The sequence below is a fragment of the Kitasatospora sp. NBC_01287 genome (assembly GCF_026340565.1).
Lineage (GTDB): Bacteria > Actinomycetota > Actinomycetes > Streptomycetales > Streptomycetaceae > Kitasatospora.
Map to the genome: position 1 here is coordinate 6,539,353 of NZ_JAPEPB010000001.1, position 15,576 is coordinate 6,554,928.

Annotated in this window: 11 protein-coding genes; 3 read left to right on the top strand and 8 right to left on the bottom strand. The window is 76.4% G+C overall.

Translation table 11 applies throughout. From position 1 onward, the window contains the following. Positions 1 to 15: 15 nt before the first annotated feature. Positions 16 to 1,254: a prenyltransferase/squalene oxidase repeat-containing protein gene (locus OG455_RS28510; protein WP_266298521.1), complete on the bottom strand. Its 1,239-nt coding sequence runs from the start codon at positions 1,252 to 1,254 to the stop codon at positions 16 to 18. Between the two features lie 234 nt (positions 1,255 to 1,488). Here OG455_RS28510 and OG455_RS28515 point away from each other — a divergent pair, with 234 nt between their 5' ends. The 3 genes from OG455_RS28515 (at position 1,489) to OG455_RS28525 (ending at position 4,877) form a co-directional block, all read left to right on the top strand. Beyond that, positions 1,489 to 2,820, top strand: a complete 1,332-nt coding sequence (locus tag OG455_RS28515) for a glycosyltransferase family 4 protein (protein WP_266298522.1) — start codon at positions 1,489 to 1,491, stop codon at positions 2,818 to 2,820. Between the two features lie 246 nt (positions 2,821 to 3,066). Beyond that, positions 3,067 to 3,801 (top strand): class I SAM-dependent methyltransferase, encoded by a 735-nt coding sequence (locus OG455_RS28520; protein WP_266298523.1) that lies wholly within the window; start codon positions 3,067 to 3,069, stop codon positions 3,799 to 3,801. A gap of 47 nt (positions 3,802 to 3,848) precedes the next feature. Continuing rightward, positions 3,849 to 4,877, top strand: coding sequence for a prenyltransferase/squalene oxidase repeat-containing protein (locus tag OG455_RS28525; protein WP_266300984.1), 1,029 nt, complete (start codon positions 3,849 to 3,851; stop codon positions 4,875 to 4,877). A 137-nt stretch (positions 4,878 to 5,014) separates the two neighbouring features. Here OG455_RS28525 and OG455_RS28530 read toward each other — a convergent pair whose 3' ends face one another. The 7 genes from OG455_RS28530 to lanL all read right to left on the bottom strand — a co-directional run bounded on the left by OG455_RS28530 (position 5,015) and on the right by lanL (position 15,213). Next, positions 5,015 to 6,082 (bottom strand): DUF5336 domain-containing protein, encoded by a 1,068-nt coding sequence (locus OG455_RS28530; protein ID WP_266298525.1) that lies wholly within the window; start codon positions 6,080 to 6,082, stop codon positions 5,015 to 5,017. 72 nt (positions 6,083 to 6,154) lie between these two features. Continuing rightward, positions 6,155 to 7,201, bottom strand: a complete 1,047-nt coding sequence (locus tag OG455_RS28535) for an N-acetylmuramoyl-L-alanine amidase (protein ID WP_266298527.1) — start codon at positions 7,199 to 7,201, stop codon at positions 6,155 to 6,157. Between the two features lie 6 nt (positions 7,202 to 7,207). Then, the gene (locus OG455_RS28540; RefSeq protein ID WP_266298529.1) at positions 7,208 to 8,530 is read right to left on the bottom strand and encodes a hypothetical protein; all 1,323 of its coding nucleotides are present in this window, start codon (positions 8,528 to 8,530) and stop codon (positions 7,208 to 7,210) included. Positions 8,531 to 8,802: 272 nt separating this feature from the next. After that, entirely contained in the window at positions 8,803 to 9,477 is a 675-nt protein-coding gene (locus tag OG455_RS28545) for a class I SAM-dependent methyltransferase (RefSeq protein ID WP_266298531.1), read from the bottom strand. A gap of 239 nt (positions 9,478 to 9,716) precedes the next feature. After that, on the bottom strand, positions 9,717 to 9,872 hold the full coding sequence (locus tag OG455_RS28550) for a hypothetical protein (protein WP_266298533.1): 156 nt from the start codon (positions 9,870 to 9,872) through the stop codon (positions 9,717 to 9,719). Positions 9,873 to 10,141: 269 nt separating this feature from the next. Next, positions 10,142 to 12,196, bottom strand: a complete 2,055-nt coding sequence (locus tag OG455_RS28555) for a S9 family peptidase (protein WP_266298535.1) — start codon at positions 12,194 to 12,196, stop codon at positions 10,142 to 10,144. Next, a complete protein-coding gene (gene lanL, locus OG455_RS28560; RefSeq protein WP_266298537.1) occupies positions 12,193 to 15,213 on the bottom strand; it encodes a class IV lanthionine synthetase LanL in 3,021 nt (1,006 codons plus the stop codon). The genes OG455_RS28555 and lanL overlap by 4 nt, the downstream gene beginning before the upstream one ends. Positions 15,214 to 15,576: the final 363 nt, after the last annotated feature.

The following is a 15,576-nucleotide window of genomic DNA, read 5'->3' on the forward strand; positions in this document are numbered from 1 at the left end:
CCCCGCTCGGCCGGGTCACAGGGAGCGCTTGCGGTTCATGCTGAGGAACAGTCCGCCGCCGATGCCCGCGAGCAGGCCCACGCCCACCACCCAGAGGGTGGCCAGGCCGCTCTTCTTCTTGGCCGGCTTGCCGGCCGTGCTCGCCACGCTCTGCGGTGCCGGGCCCGCCTCGGTGAGCTGCTTGACCAGGTCGGTCCCGGCGAAGGCGTGCGGGTCGTGCCCGGCGGCCTCGGCGGCCAGGATCAGCGTGGCGGTGGCGGCCGGGTCGGTACCGGCGGCGCCCTTGGTCCACGGGCCCGCGTTGGCGTTCAGCCAGTCGGCGGCGGGCGCGGCCTGCTGCGGGTGCCCGGCGCGGACCAGGCTCAGCACGGCCCAGGAGGTGGCGCCGAAGTCGGGGCTCGGCGCGGCGCCCGGGGTGGTCAGCATCAGGTGCCCGCCGTTCGCGGCCAGCGCGGTGGCGAGGTAGCTGGAGGCGCCGTCGGCCGAGACGCCGGCCGTGGTCGCCGGGCAGGCCGGCGGGGTGGGCGCGGGGCCGGTGGGGGTGCCCGCCGCCACCGGCAGCGAGCCGCCCGCCGCCGAGAGCGCGGCCTGCGCGGTGGCCAGGGCGTTCGCGCTCGCCGGCTGGCCGGCGCTCGCCGCCTGGTAGCTGAAGGCGCCCCGCTGGTCGGCCGGGGCGGCGCAGTCCAGCTGCAGCGCGCCGAGCGCGTCCAGCCCGGTCCGGCCGGCCTTGGCCACCGTCGTCGGGTCGGTGCCGGCCGAGCGCAGCGCGGCGAGCGCGAGACCGGTGGAGTCGGCGTCGCCCTGGCCGCCCGGGTTGTACGACCAGCTGCCGTCGGCGTTCTGGTTGGTCTCCAGCCAGCCGACGCCCTTGTCCACCGCCGCCAGGTGCCCGCCGAGCGTCACCAGGGCCTGGACGGCCATCGCGGTGGCGTTGCTGTCCTCGGTCGCCGCGGTGCAGCCCTCGTCGGCGTGGAGGCGGAACGAGGGCCAGCCACCGTTCGCGCACTGCTGCCCGGTCAGCCAGTCCACCGCGGCGGCGGCCGGGACCACCTTCGCGGTGCTCAGCGCGGTCAGCGCGAGCGACTGCCGCCAGACGCCGTCGTACGTCGGGTCGCCCTTGCCGTAGACGGCGGCGGGCGGGGCCACCGGCGAGGGCGAGGCGGACGGGGTGTCGGCCGACGCGGGAACCGCGGCCAGGCCGGCCAGCAGCAGGGCGGACAGGACGGCGGTGCCGGTACGGGCGGGCGAGAGCATGATGGTGCGGGAGCCTTTCGGTGGGCGTCTGGCGGTCCGCTCTCTCGCCGACGGCTCGGGTCGGCGCCGGATGCGGCCGTACGACTCTAACCGGCGCGCGAAAGGCCCCCGCCCGGTCCGCCCGGGCACCCCGAGGGAGAGCGTGTCGTGAATCACCTTCCCCGCCTCCGACGCCGAAGCTACGGGCCGGTATCTTCGAGGTCTCTCACTGTTCACATGTTCAAGGGGCCGACCATGACGGGGCAGCCACCCTCCACGGCCGACCGGCGTCCGCTGCGGATCGCGCTGCTCAGCTACCGCGGCGACCCGTTCTGCGGCGGCCAGGGCGTCTACGTCCGGCACCTCTCGCGCGAGCTGGCCCGGCTGGGCCACCACGTCGACGTGATCGGCGCGCAGCCCTACCCGGTGCTGGACGAGGTCGAGGGCCCCGGCTCGGTGCGCCTGGTCGAGCTGCCGAGCCTGGACCTCTACCGAGCCGAGGACCCGTTCCGCACCCCGGCCCTGGCCGAACTGCGCGGCACCATCGACGCGCTGGAGGTCGCCACCATGTGGACCGGCGGCTTCCCCGAGCCGCTCACCTTCTCGCTGCGGGCCCGCCAGTACCTGGCCCGGCACAAGGGCCGCTACGACGTGGTGCACGACAACCAGACCCTCGGGTACGGCCTGCTGGGCCTGGCCAGGCACGGCTTCCCGCTGGTCACCACGATCCACCACCCGGTCACCGAGGACCGCCGCCTGGAGCTGGCGGCGGCCACCACCCGGCTCAAGCGGCTGTCGCTGCGCCGCTGGTACGCCTTCACCCGGATGCAGCGCCGGGTCGCCGGACGGCTGGCCCACATCGTCACCGTCTCCGACAGCTCCAAGGCGGGGATCGTGGCGCAGCTGGGTGCCTCCCCGGGCAGCGTCTCGGTGGTGCCGATCGGCGCCGACACCCGGCTCTGGTCGCCGTCCGCCGAGGTGCCGCGGGTGGCGGGCCGGATCGTCACCACCTCCAGCGCGGACGTGCCGCTCAAGGGTCTGGTCCACCTGGTGGAGGCGCTCGCCAAGGTGCGCACCGAGCGGGACGCCCACCTGGTGGTGGTCTGCAAGAAGCAGGGCGAGGGTCCGGTGGCGGACGCGGTGCGGCGGTTCGGCCTGGAGCCGTACATCGAGTTCCGCACCGGGCTGACCGACGCGGAGCTGGTCGACCTCTACCGTTCGGCCGAGGTGGCCTGCGTGCCCTCGCTCTACGAGGGGTTCTCGCTGCCCGCGGCCGAGGCGATGGCCACCGGCACCGCGCTGGTGGCCACCACCGGCGGCGCGATCCCCGAGGTCGCGGGGCCGGACGGGCAGACCTGCCTGGCCGTGCCGCCGGGCGACGCGGGGGCGCTGGCCGGCGCGCTGGGGCGCCTGCTGGACGACGCCGGGCTGCGCGCCCGGCTCGGCGCGGCAGGCCGCGAGCGGGTGCTGACCCACTTCACCTGGGAGCGGGCGGCCGAACTGACCGCCGAGTGCTACCGCGCGGCCGTCGCCACCGGCGTGGGGCAGCGGGCCCGCGCCGGTGCGGGCTGGCGCTACACCGCCTGACGTGACGGTGCGTGGCCCGCTCGCGTGCGGCCCGGCGGCGGTCCCTCCGGCGGTGCCCGGCCAGAATGAGCGCGGCCGGAACGAGCACGGCCTGAACGAACCGGGCCCGAATGAACCTCGGGCTGACCGAACGTGGCCTGACCGAACGTGGCCTGACCGAACGTGGCCTGACTGAGCGTGGCCTGACCGAACGTGGCCTGACTGAGCGTTACCTGATTTCCGTGAACCGAATGGGAGCTCCACACCGTGCTGACCGTCGATTTCTCCCGATTCCCGCTCGCCCCCGGCGATCGGGTGCTCGACCTGGGGTGCGGCGGGGGCCGGCACGCGTTCGAGTGCTACCGCCGCGGTGCCAACGTGGTGGCCCTGGACCAGAACGCCGAGGAGATCGCCGAGGTGAAGCGCTGGTTCGACGCGATGGCGGCGGCCGGCGAGGCCCCGGCCGGGGCGAGCGCGGTGGCGATGGAGGGCAACGCGCTGGCGCTGCCGTTCGAGGACGAGTCCTTCGACAAGATCATCATCTCCGAGGTGATGGAGCACATCCCCGACGACAAGGGCGTGCTGGCCGAGATGACCCGGGTGCTCAAGCCCGGCGGGCTGCTCGCGGTGACCGTGCCGCGCTGGCTGCCGGAGAAGATCTGCTGGGCGCTCTCCGACGAGTACCACGAGGTCGAGGGCGGCCACATCCGGATCTACCGGGGCGACGAGCTGCTCGACAAGGTCCGCGAGGCCGGCCTCACCCCCTACGGCACCCACCACGCGCACGCGCTGCACTCGCCCTACTGGTGGATCAAGTGCGCGGTCGGCGTGAACAACGACAAGGCGCTGCCGGTCAAGGCCTACCACCAGCTGCTGGTCTGGGACATCGTCGGCACCCCGGTGATCAGCAAGCTCACCAAGGCCGCCGAGGCCGCGCTCAACCCGGTGATCGGCAAGAGCTTCGTCGCCTACGCCAGCAAGCCCAACCGGGCCGGCGCGTGACGGCGCAGGAGGGGGTGGCCCGCCCCCGCGCACTGCTGCTGCCGGGTGTGCTGGACGCCGAGCAGGTGGCCGCCACCGTGCGCGGCATCCTGGCCGAGCAGCGGGCGGACGGGGCCGTGCCGTGGTTCACCGGCGGCCACCTGGACCCCTGGGACCACACCGAGGCCGCGATGGCGCTGGACGTGGCCGGCGAGCACGCCGCCGCCGAGCGCGCCTACCGCTGGCTGGCGGAGAGTCAGAACCCGGACGGCTCCTGGTACGCGGGCTACTTCGGGGACGGCGCCACCGGGGTCAGCAACCGGTCCGTGGAGACCAACTTCTGCGCCTACCTGGCCGTCGGCGTCTGGCACCACCAACTGACCTGCCGCGATGACGAGTTCCTGGACCGGATGTGGCCGGTGGTGCGCCGGGCACTGGACTTCACCGTGGGCCTGCAGTTGGCCGACGGCCCGATCGCCTGGCGGCTCGACGAGGACGGCACCCCGGTCCAGGAGGCCCTGCTCACCGGCTCGGCCAGCATCCTGCACGCGCTGCGCTGCGGCCTGGCGATCGCGGAGTACCGCGGCGAGCCGCAGCCGGACTGGGAGTTGGCCACCGGTCGGCTGCAGCACGCGGTCGCCGCGCACCCCGAGCGGTTCCTCGACAAGGGCCGCTACTCGATGGACTGGTACTACCCGGTGCTCGGCAGCGCGCTGCGCGGCGCGGCCGCCCGGCGGCGGATCGAGGCGGACTGGGACCGCTTCGTGGTGCCCGGACTGGGCGTGCGCTGCGTCAGCGACCGCCCCTGGGTGACCGGCGGGGAGAGTGCCGAACTCGCGCTCGCGCTCTGGGCGTCGGGCGACGCCGAGCGCGCGGTGGAGATCCTGCGCTGGATCCAGCACCTGCGCCACGAGGACGGCTCCTACTGGACCGGCTACGTCTTCGAGGACGATGCCATCTGGCCCGAGGAGCGCACCACTTGGACGGCCGGCGCGCTGCTGCTCGCGGTCGCGGCGCTGGGCGGGGACCCGGCGACGGTGGCCGTCTTCGGGGCCGAGGAGCTGCCGAACGGGCTTGCCGTGCAAGGCTGCTGCTGAGGCTGAGGCTGAGGCTGAGGCTGAGACCGAGGCAGCGAGCGCGCGCGAAGGGGCCGACGGGAGGAAGATCCTCCCGCCGGCCCCTTCGGCTGTGTGCCCGGCCGTGTCTGGCCGTGTCTGGCCGTGCGCGCCGCGGATCAGCCGCGTTGGATGCCCGAGGTGTCGTTCAGCAGGCCCTGGGTGCCGTCCTGCAGCTGGGCGACCAGGGCGCTGCCGCGCTGGTCCACCGCGAGGTACCAGGTGCCGGGCTGCAGCTCGCCGACCGGCGGGCCGGCCGGGCCGTCCTTCGGCGCCAGCGGGCGCGGCTCGGGCACGGCGAACCAGTACGGCGCGAAGTCGGCGGCGGGCGCCGGGGCCGGGGTGGGCTCGGGGATGGGGGCCGGGGCGGGCGCCTGGGCCGCGACCGGCGCTGCCGGGGCGGGGGCGGCCTGCGCGGCCGGTGCGAAGGCGGCGGCGTCGTGGGGCTGGGGCTGCGGCTGGGCACCGAGGCCCGGCTGACCGTAGCCGAAGTCCTGGCCCGGGTGGCCCGGCTGGCCGGCGCCGGGCTGGCCCGGCTGCCCCGGGGCGGGGAAGCCGTAGCCGCCCGGCTGGGGCTGGCCGCCGCCGAAGGTCTGGCCCGCGCCCTGCTGGCCCGGCACCGGCTGGCCCGGCTGGCCCACGCCCGGCGCGGGGAAGCCGTAGCCGCCCGCCTGCGGGTAGCCCTGACCGGCGCCCGGGTAGCCGCCGACAGCGGGCTGGTAGCCCTGCGGCGCGGCCGGCTTGTCGGTCACCAGCGGCCCCTGCAGCGCGGGCACCAGCGGCCCGGCCACAGCGGCCCCGGCCAGCACCAGCACCGCGATGAGGCCGAGGTAGGCACCCCAGGAGTGGTCCGAGTTGGCGCCCAGCGACCAGAGCGCGGTCCACAGGGCGACCACCGAGAACGAGACGCCCCACTGGTCCAGCCGCAGGCCCAGGATCTGCCGGGTCTTGGCGGCCTCACCCTGGAAGCGCTGCAGCAGGATCAGCGCGGCGGCCGCGATGCCGAGCAGGTAGACCGAAGGCAGGATCGGGAACAGCGAGCTGTTCCAGACGCTGGAGGAGCAGCTCGACGAGAGTGCGTACCGGGGGCAGTCGATCGACCAGTACGGGAGGAACGACGAGATGAGCAGGAGCGCGGCCGCGCCTGCGACGGCGGCATCTCCCCTGGTGAGAGCGCGCAAATTCACTGATCGGTCCCCTCGCTGGTGGGTCGTGAAGGCGTAACGGGGTGTGATTCTACTGATCCCGCGTTTGAACGGTCAGCCGGTGGTCGGCACGGACCTGCCGCTCAGGAAGGCGGTGAAGGCATTGGCGATGCCCTGGGCCGCCCGCTGGCGCCACTGAGGGTCTGTCATCCGCTGTGCGTCACCGCTGTTGCGCATGTTCCCGCACTCGATGAACACCTTCGGCACGGTGGACAGGTTGAGCCCGCCCAGATCGCTGCGGGTGTCCAGTCCCTGGTCGGCGACGTAGTCGGCGTACGGCTCGCCGGTCGCGGTGTGGAAGCTGTCGCGCACCAGCAGCCCCAGGCGGTGCGAGGGGTCGACGATCGCGCTGTTGTCGGCCTTCCCGGCCACCACCTTGGCGGGCATGATCACATGGAAGCCGCTGCCGGAGGCCGGCCCGCCGTCGCCGTGCACCGAGATCGCCGCGTCCGCGTGCGCGTTGTTGCCGATCGCGGCCCGCTCGTCGACGCACGGCCCCCAGGGGCGGTCGCCGTCCTGGGTCAGGAGCACGGTGGCCCCCAGGCCCTGCAGGATGTCGCGGATCCGGTGCGAGACGTCCAGGGTGTAGGCGGCCTCGGTGTAGCCGGCGTTGGTCTCGGTGCCGGTGGTGTCGCACTCCTTGCGGCCGTTGCCGACGTCCACCTGCTGGTTGATCTGGGTGGCGTGGTCGAAGTTGCCCGGGTTGTGGCCCGGGTCGATCACCACGGTCCTGCCGCTGAGCGGCTTGGCGGTGGCCGGGGGCGAGGCCGGCGCGGTGGCCGGGGGCATGGCGGTGGCGGTGGCGGTGCCTGGTGCGGCGCTGGGTGAGCCGGCGGGCGACGGGGCGGTGCTGCCAGCGGTCGTGGCGGTGGTCGTGGCGCCCGCGGCCGTGCTCAGCGGGGGGAGGGCGGCCGCACGGGTGGCGGCCGTGCTGGTGCCGCAGGCGCTCAGGGCGAGCAGCGTGAGCAGGCCGAGCGGGGCGGCCAGCACGCGGGTGGCGGTGCCGGTGGTGGTGGCCGTGGTCACTGCGGTGCGGGTGCGGGTGCGGGTGCCGCTGGTGCTGGTGCTGGTGCTGGTGCTGGTGCTGGTGGCGCGGTTCACGGGGAGTCAGATCCTGTCCCAGGTGCGGGACGTCAGGCCGTAGGTGGCGGCCAGGGCGTTCCACTTCGTCACGAAGTCCTGTTTGGCTTGCGTCGCTTGCGGGTTGAGCGCGTCGGCGTGCTGCTTGTCCGAGGTGGACGGGGCGGTCCTGCTGCTGCCGCAGCCCTGCGCGCTGATCGTGCGGGCCCAGGCCGCGTAGGAGCGGTCGATGTCGCCGGACTCCTGCCAGGCCGTCTTCAGGCTGGCCGCCGCGTCCGGACCGCCGGGCAGGTCGGCCAGGTTGAGCTTGGCCAGGTCGCCGAGCAGTTGGTCGCGCTGCTGGGCGCCGGAGTCGAAGGTCTGCGCGGCGCTGTCGATGTCGGCCTTGGCCGGGCAGCTGTCCACCTGGGCGACCGCGTTGCCGATCGGGGCCTTGGCGGCCTCACCGCGGGTCAGCAACGCGTCCAGCGCCTGGGCCTCGGCGAGCGCGTTCGGGTTCGCGGACGGGCTCGCGCTCGCCGACGGACTCGCGCTCGGACCCGCCGAACCGTTCGCCGTGCCGGGGGCGGCCGTGCCCGGCGCCGAGGAGCCGGGGGTCGGGGAGGGCACGATGGGCGGCGCGGCCTTCGCGGCCTGGGTGCCGTTGCTGGAGCCGGAGTTCTGCAGCGCGAGCACGGTCCCGCCGCCGACGGCCAGCAGCAGCACCACACCGATGCCGACCAGCAGCGGTCCGCGGCGGGCGGGGCGGTCGTCCGGCCCGCCGTCCGCGAGCTCGTACTCCTCGTAGCGGCCCGGCAGGTCGATGCCGCCGGGCGCGGCCGGCGGCGGCGGGTAGCCGGGTGGGGCCTGCAGGTTGGAGGGCTGTGGCGGATAGCCCTGCGGGGCCTGCTGGTAGGGGGCCTGCGGCGGGTAGCCCTGGGGGGCCTGCTGCTGGGGGGCCTGTGGCGGGTAGCCGGGCGGGGCCTGCGGCGGCGGGGGCGGGTAGCCGCCGGGGGCCGCCAGGGGCGGCTTGAGGTAGTAGCTGGTGGGCTCGGCCGCCGAGATGCGGGGCAGCGCCTGGGTGGGCTCGGCGGGCCGGGCGGCCGGGGGCGGCGGGGCGGCGGGGGTGGCGAAGCGGCCGGGCGGGCCGGCGGGTGGCGCGCTCGGCGGCACCGGCCCCTCGGCGGGCGGGCTCAGGTAGGGGCGGGCGGCCAGCGGCGGTCCGTGGTCGCCCACCGCACCGGGCCCGGTGGGCGGGGTGGCGGGCCCGGTGGGCCGGGGGCCCGCCGGCTGGGGCCGGACCCAGCCGCCCGCACCGCCGCGCGCGGTGGGGTCCCAGACCGCCGGTGTCATGTCGCCCTGGTCCGTCATCGTGTGGCCCCCGCCTTCAGGTCCTGTCCGGTAGGTGCTCGGTGCTCGGTGCTCGGTGCTCGCTGGTGGATCCGCGGTGTTCGGCACGTGGGTCACGGCCTGCGCGCTGCCCGTCGTCACCGTACCGGCCGATCACGGGTTCCCGGGCGCCGGCTCCCGGAAAAGGGCGTGCCGGGAACCGGATCGGCCGACTTGTCCGTTCCGGCGCGTCCGTCCCACCGTGCGGGCTCCGCCGTGTCCGTGCTGCCGGCGGGGCGTCGGGAACTGCCCGGTCAGGCGGCTTGCGGCCGGCCTCGGCCCGCCGTGCGGCGCAGCACGCGCAGCGACCCGGTGACCGAGACCTCCTCGAAGCCCTCCGCGAGCGCCCGCAGGTAGACCCGGTACGGGGCCTGGCCGCCGTCCGCCGGATCGGGGAACACGTCGTGCACCACCAGCAGACCGTCCGCCGCCAGGTGCGGCACCCAGCCCTGGTAGTCCCCGCCGGCGTGCTCGTCGGTGTGGCCGCCGTCGATGAAGACCAGCCCGACCCGGCCGCCCCAGAGGGCCGCGATCTGCGGCGAGCGTCCGACCAGTGCGATCACGTACGGCTCCAGGCCGGCCCGGTGCAGGGTGCGGCGGAACCGGGGCAGCGTGTCCATCAGGCCGACCTCCGGGTCCACCAAGGAGGCGTCGTGGTACTCCCAGCCGGGCTGCTGCTCCTCGGATCCGCGGTGGTGGTCCACGGTCAGCGCCACCGTGCCGGTGCGCCGGGCGGCGTCGGCCAGCAGGATCGCCGAGCGGCCGCAGTAGGTGCCGATCTCCAGCACCGGCAGCCCGGTCCGCTCGGCCGCCTCGACGGCGGCGGCGTACAGCGCCAGCCCCTCGTCGAGCGGCATGAAGCCGTCCGCCGCGGTGAAGGCGGCGAGCACCTCGGGTGCGGGGCCGGTCTGCTCCCGGGTCTCGTTCATGGTGCTGCTGCTCCCTGCGCCGACGTGCGGTCCGTGCCCGGCCCGGCCTGCGCCGGCCTGGCCGTTCCTGTCCCCGGGACCCTACTCGATCGCGCCGGGCGGCCGGTTACCAGCTGGTAGGGGAATCGCGCCGGGCAGCCGGGCAGCGGTCAGCAAGGGAACCGGGACGCCGGAGGCCCGGCGCGCGGGTGGCGCGCCGGGCCTCCGGTTGTGTCGCCGGCGCGGTCGCCGGGCGGACGTCAGTTGGCGGCGGCGTCCAGCCGGTGGCGGCCGTGCGGGTCGGGCTCGGTGGTGTCGTCGGGTGCGGACCCGCCACGGTGGCGACCGTGGATGGAGTCCTCCGCGCCTGCCTCGTCGGCGCCGTGCTCGGTGGTGTCGGTGAGGTTCTCGGACATCAGGATTCGTCTTCTCCGTGCGAGGGTGCTGGTATCTGTGGTGCCGCACGGCACCGCCGACCGCGACCGGGCCGACGCGGCGAGCAGCTGTCCGGCGTGGCGCGAGTTCCCGCGACACGCCGGGCCGACCGCGCCCCGCTGGTCCGTCACCCTACTGGCCGGGTGGGAGAACACCCTATCGAGCGGGTCACGACCCGAGGACGGTCGCCGGGGCCGCCCTGGTTGCGTCGGGCGCGTCGGGTGGGCGCGCCGGGGTGAGGGAGGACGGCCTAGCCGCGCAGGAACCCCGCCAGCAGTTCGTGCAGCACGGCGGCGCCCTCCTCGGCGAGCACCTCGTGCCCGGCACCGGCCGCCTCCAGGTAGCGGAAGTCTCCGCCCTCGACCCGGCCGATCCGCAGCAACTCGTGCCGCAGCGAACGGGACTGGCCGACCGGGACCACCTCGTCGCGGTCGCCGTGCACGACGAGCAGCGGCGCGGCCGTCAGGCGGTGCGCCAGGCGCAGCACGTCGCGCGGGCCGTACGCGTCGTCGATCGGCTCGCCGCCGCCGAGCCGGGTGGTCAGCGCCCGGACCGCCGGCGCCGCCTCGGCCAGCAGCCGGGCGCCGGACAGGAACGGGGCGACCACCGCGCAGCGCGCGACCTGGCCGGCGGGGGCGTGGGCGGTGGCCAGCAGGGCCAGGAAGGCGCCGTAGCTGACCCCGAAGAGCGCGGGCGGCCCCAGGCCCAGGGCGGCGCGCCGGTCCGCCAGGCCGGCGAGCAGCGCGAGGACGTCGGCCAGGTCGGGCCCGCCCCAGGCGCCGCGGATCGCCATGGCGTGCGCCACGCCGTAGCCGGTACTGCCGCGCTGGTTGGGCGCGAGCACCGCCAGGCCCTCGGCGGCCATCCGCTGCAGGGTCGGGTCGAACTCCAGCCGCCAGGCGTCGGCCGGGCCGCCGTGCAGGGCGAGGACCAGGTGCGGGGCGGTCGACCAGGCCGCGCCGCCGTAGACCACGGCCTCGATCGGCCCGGCCGGTCCGGCCAGCAGCGTGCTGTGCGCGCCGTGCCAGCGGCCGCCCCCGCTCGGCGCGGCACTGCCGTCCAGCCGCCAACCGGGCGGGGCCTGCGCTGCCGTGTCGTGACCGGGCGGGGTCCGGTGGGCTGACCCGGGTGGGGCCTGGCGCGCCGGCCCGGGCGGGGCGGCCGGGCGCGGAGGCACCGTCAGCAGGTCGACGTCGAGCGTGGCCAGCGCGGCCGGGTGGTCCGGCGCCGAGTACGGCATCCGCAGCCCGCCGGCCGCCGACCAGTGGCCGATCGCCCCGAACCGCCCCGGTGGCACCGCCAGCGGCTCCAACCGCCCCTCGGCGGGAACCCAGCGGGCCAGCGCCGAGGACGCGCCGTGGTCGACCTGCACCACCACCCGGCTCGCCGCGGCCGCCCCCGCCCCCGCCCCCGCCCCCGACCCCGGCGCCACCGCCACCGGCCGCAGGAAGCGCCCCGGTGTGTGCAGGCAGTCCGGGAACCGGACGGGCTGCGCGCCGCCGAGCACCCCCCAGCCCAGCCGGTCCTCGCCCGGCGCGTCGCTGCGCAGCAGCAGGAACCCGGTGTCGGGGTCGACGAGCAGCAGGCGGTCGTTGCTCTGCTCGGCGATCTCCAGCAGCGGGGTGACGGTGCCCAGCCGCAGGTCGAGTGCGACGGTCTTGACCACCCCGGCGCGCACTCGGTCCAGCGCGAGCAGCCGGCCCGCCCGGTCCAGCCAGACCCCGCCACCGTGCAGCCCGGGGAGCTCGGCGACCTGGCACGGCGCCCGGCCGTCGGCGTACACCAGCCAGGCGGTGGTCAGCGCGGGAGTGCCCCCGCCGACCGGCGGCGGCAGGGTCTGCGTGCCGAGCGCCACGGCCACCGGTGCCTCGTCACCCGGCGCTCGCGCGCCCGGTCCGTCGCCGGGGCCGCCGGCCGGCAGCGGCAGCGGCAGCAGCCGCAGCCCCGGCATCCACAGGGTGGCCAGCGCCCGCTCCTCGGCCGGACCGCCGATCCCCGGGGCCGGGTCGGCCCACTGCGCGCCGCCGGTGAGCAGCACCAGGTCGTGCCGCTCACCGGCGTGTCGGCAGACCAGCACCCGGCCGTCCGGCAGCGAGACCAGCTGCGAGCGCAGGCTCTCCGAGCGGCCGCCCGCCGGCCGCAGCGGCCGGGGCAGCACGGGGCCGCCAGGTGTCAGCCGCCAGCTCTCCGCGTACCAGCCGCGGTCCGCGCCGGCGGCCAGGCAGGCGGCGTGCGAGCCGTCGGCGGCGAAGGTGAAGCTCAGCCGCCGCAGGGCCGGCGCGGCGGTGCGCAGGGCCGCGCTCATGGCGCCGGCTCCGGGCTCGGGCGGGCCCGGGGGCCGGCTTGGCCGTCGGCCTGGTTGCCGACTGCGGTGCTGCTTTCGGGGGCGCTGTCCGTGGCGCTGTCCGTGGCACTGTCGGCGGCGCTTGCCGTGCCGCCTTCGGTGTGCGGCCCGCCGCCGCCCCCGCCGCCCGGCAGGACGCCCGACTCCGGGTCCACCCAGAGCCGCGGGCCGCCGTGCCGCAGCCGCAGCAGGAAGCCGAGCGGGCCGGCCGTGCCCGTCCCGTAGGCGGCCGCGCAGCCGGTGCCGGTCTCGTCGGGCAGCACCAGCAGGCCGTCCCGCAGCGCCGCCCTGGCGGTGATCAGCTGGGCCAGCTCCCGCGCGCCCTCGTGCCAGCGCCGCTCGCCGGTGGCAGCGGCGAGGTCCAGCAGGTATTCGCCGTCCCCGGCCAGGCCGTGGCAGGCGCTGGTGCCGCTGTGCCAGCGGTTGTCCAGCACCGCCGCCCCCGCCGCCACCGCCAGCTCGCGCACCGCCGGATCGCCGTTGACCTGCCAGAGCCGCACCAGGAAGCTCCCGACCCCCGAGGCCCCGCTGCACCAGTGCGCCAGCCGTACGCCGGGCGGGTCGCCGGCGCTCTGCGGCCACCAGCCCGCCGCGCCCTGCCGCCGTACGGTGGCGGCCAGGGTGCGGGCGGCGCGCTCGGCCCCGGCCAGCGACGCGGCGTCACCGGTGGCCCGGTGGACGGCGAGCAGGAAGGCACCGACCCCGGCCACGCCGTGCCCGTACCCGAGGTGGGTGATCCCGGCCAGGTTGGAGTCGAAGTCCTCGGGCACCGGCCAGATCGTCCCGTACGGCGCGGTCACGGCGGTGGCGAGCAGTGCGCGGGCGGTGGCCAGCGCCGCTTCGGGCTCGCCCAGCCGCAGCCGCAGGAAGCCGGCCCCGGACGCGCCGTGGCAGACGTCGGGGTTGGGCCAGTGCGCGGGGATCGGCCCGGCCAGCCGGCGCGCCCGCTCGGCCAGCGCCCCGTCGTCGAGCGCCTCCGCGGCCTCCAGCAGCGCCCAGGACGCCCCGGCGCGGCCGAAGTGCAGGCCGGGCAGCACCACCGGCTCGGCCGCGCACCGCCGTTCGATCCATCTCGCGGCTTGACGAACCGTCAGTTCGACCTCGCTGAGCGCCGATCCGCTGAGCAGGCCGGACGCGGCCAGGGCGCGGGCCAGCACCGCCAGGACCCCGGCCGCGCCGTGCTGGACGTTGCACGGGTCGGTGCGCTGCCCGGCCGGCACCACGGGCCAGAGCCGGTCGGGGCGCAGTGGGGTTGCGGTCGCGGCCAGCTGCCGCAGGCCGTCCAGCAGCACCCGGTCGAGCACACCGTCCAGGACGGGGAGGGTAGTTGCGGAAGCGGCCGTGGCGGAGTCGGCGGCTGTGGTTGCGGGAACGGTCGCTTCCGCATCGGTCAGCGCCGCGCGGACCTGGGCCAGCGACCACCGTTCGCCCGCCTCCTGCGCCCGCAGCCCCAGCACCGCCGCCGCCAGCCGTCTGGCCGTGCCCCCCTCGCGGGCGGCCAGTGCCAGCCAGCGGCCGAGCCGCTCGGGCACCGGGCGGGCCCGGGGCAGATCGGTCGGCAGCAGCGGGTCGTGGCCGGTGGCGAGCAGGAAGAGCAGCCCGCCGAGGGCGAACAGGTCGGCTGTCGGGTCGGCCCGCAGCGAGCCGCTCTCCTGCTCCGGTGCCCGGTAGCCGGGGGTCCCCGCCGCGCCGGCCACCGTGCCCACCGGGCAGGCGAGTTCGAGGTCGACCAGGCGCAGCGGGATGCTGCCGGCCCGCTGCCCGGGGCCTGCCTCGGGCAGCACCAGCACATTGCCGGGGGACAGGTCGCGCAGCACCAGCCCGGCCGCGTGCACCCGCTCCAGCAGGTCGACCAGCGCGAGCGCCATCGGTGCGGCCTGCTCCCAGGGCACGTCCGGGGCGCCGTCGCCGGTCAATCTGGCCGCCACCCAGCTGCCCAGTGGCTGGCCCGGGATGTACTCCTGCACCAGCAGCACCGAGTCGGCCTGCTCGATCAGCTCCAGCGGCCGAGCGGTGAGGCCGAGTTCGGCCAGCTCGCCGAGCAGTCGCGCCTCCTGGCGCAGCGCGGCGCGCGCGTCGGTGCCGGCCCGGTCCACCTCGATGTACGCCCTGGCCTGCTTGACCACCACATTGCCGCCGCCCTGGGTGTCGGTGCCCAGGAACACTCCGCCCTTGCTGCTGTGCCGCACCGCGGCCGTCAGCAGGTAGCGCCCCCCGATCAGCACCGCTCCTCCCTTGCCGCTCGCGGCCCCGCCGCTGCCGGCGCCACCCGCGCCACCGCTCGCTGCCGCGCGGCTCGCTGCCGTGCGGCCCGGTGGTGTGCGTCCGGCGGTCGGCCCCCTCCCCTCGACGGGGTCGACCACCCAGGCCGGGCGCCGGTAGCTCGCCCCGCGCACGTCCTCCACCCGCCGCCCGTCCGGGCCGTGCAGCAGCGAGCGGTAGGCGCCGTCGTTGCCCAGTTCGGCCCGCCGCGCGATCACGCCGTAGCGGTAGTGCACCCGGCTGTCCGGCGCCAGCGGTCGGTCGGAGAGCACCACCGGGCCCGGCAGGCCCTCGGTGGCCCGGTGCAGCTCCTGGACCAGCCGCTCGAACTGCGCCTCGTCCAGCGGGTAGACGGTGATGAACTTGCCGGCCGACCCGCGGTCGCTGCCGCGCGAGTTGAGCTCGTGCAGCCGTTGCCGGTCGGCGGCGAACTTGAAGACGCACGGGTCCTCGGCGAGCACCCCGGCCACCGCCGAGAGCACCTCGGCGGCCACCGTGCTCGCCGCGCTGACGTGGATCTTCCAGCCCTGCTCGGGCACCAGTTCGGGGCGGTCGAGCACCGCGGGCGGCCGCACCGTGCACCAGAAGCTGTCGAAGGCGGCCCCCCAGCCGCCGACGACCCTCCCCTGCGGCGCCCCGGCGCCGGCCACGGCCGCCCGGGCCACCTCCACCAGCGTGTCGTCCGCGGGTGCTCCGGTCCGCCACGTCCGGTCCACCGACGCCGTCCCCCCGGCCGGTCGCAGCGGTATGCCCACCCCCATCCGCGCCCACCCCCTTCTGTTCCGTTCGGCTGCCGGCGATCCCCTGGGACGGCAACTCCCGTCCGCTCCAGAGAAGTTACTTTCGGGGCCGGTGGTGCTCAACGCGTCCGGAGTCACTTCACTCGTACGGGTGATCAGGATGTGCTTTCGCCCGCGGACCGCCGCCCCGCTCTGCCAAGGCGCCGCCGGGCCGACGTCGCGCCGTGGCGGTCCACCCGGCTCCGTCGCCCGCATGCCGAGCTCCAGAGCGCCCGTCCGCGCCGGTTGACGTCCGCCTCCCGGACCGCTGGCACGGCACGGCACGACCGCTCGCACGGG

What these genes read in the sequence shown, in the direction of transcription:
- OG455_RS28510 (WP_266298521.1), bottom strand. Translation starts at nt 1,254, where the DNA reads ATGCTCTCGCCCGCCCGTACCGGCACCGCCGTCCTGTCCGCCCTGCTG.
- OG455_RS28515 (WP_266298522.1), top strand. Translation starts at nt 1,489, where the DNA reads ATGACGGGGCAGCCACCCTCCACGGCCGACCGGCGTCCGCTGCGGATC.
- OG455_RS28540 (WP_266298529.1), bottom strand. Translation starts at nt 8,530, where the DNA reads ATGACGGACCAGGGCGACATGACACCGGCGGTCTGGGACCCCACCGCG.
- OG455_RS28545 (WP_266298531.1), bottom strand. Translation starts at nt 9,477, where the DNA reads ATGAACGAGACCCGGGAGCAGACCGGCCCCGCACCCGAGGTGCTCGCC.
- OG455_RS28550 (WP_266298533.1), bottom strand. Translation starts at nt 9,872, where the DNA reads ATGTCCGAGAACCTCACCGACACCACCGAGCACGGCGCCGACGAGGCA.
- OG455_RS28555 (WP_266298535.1), bottom strand. Translation starts at nt 12,196, where the DNA reads ATGAGCGCGGCCCTGCGCACCGCCGCGCCGGCCCTGCGGCGGCTGAGC.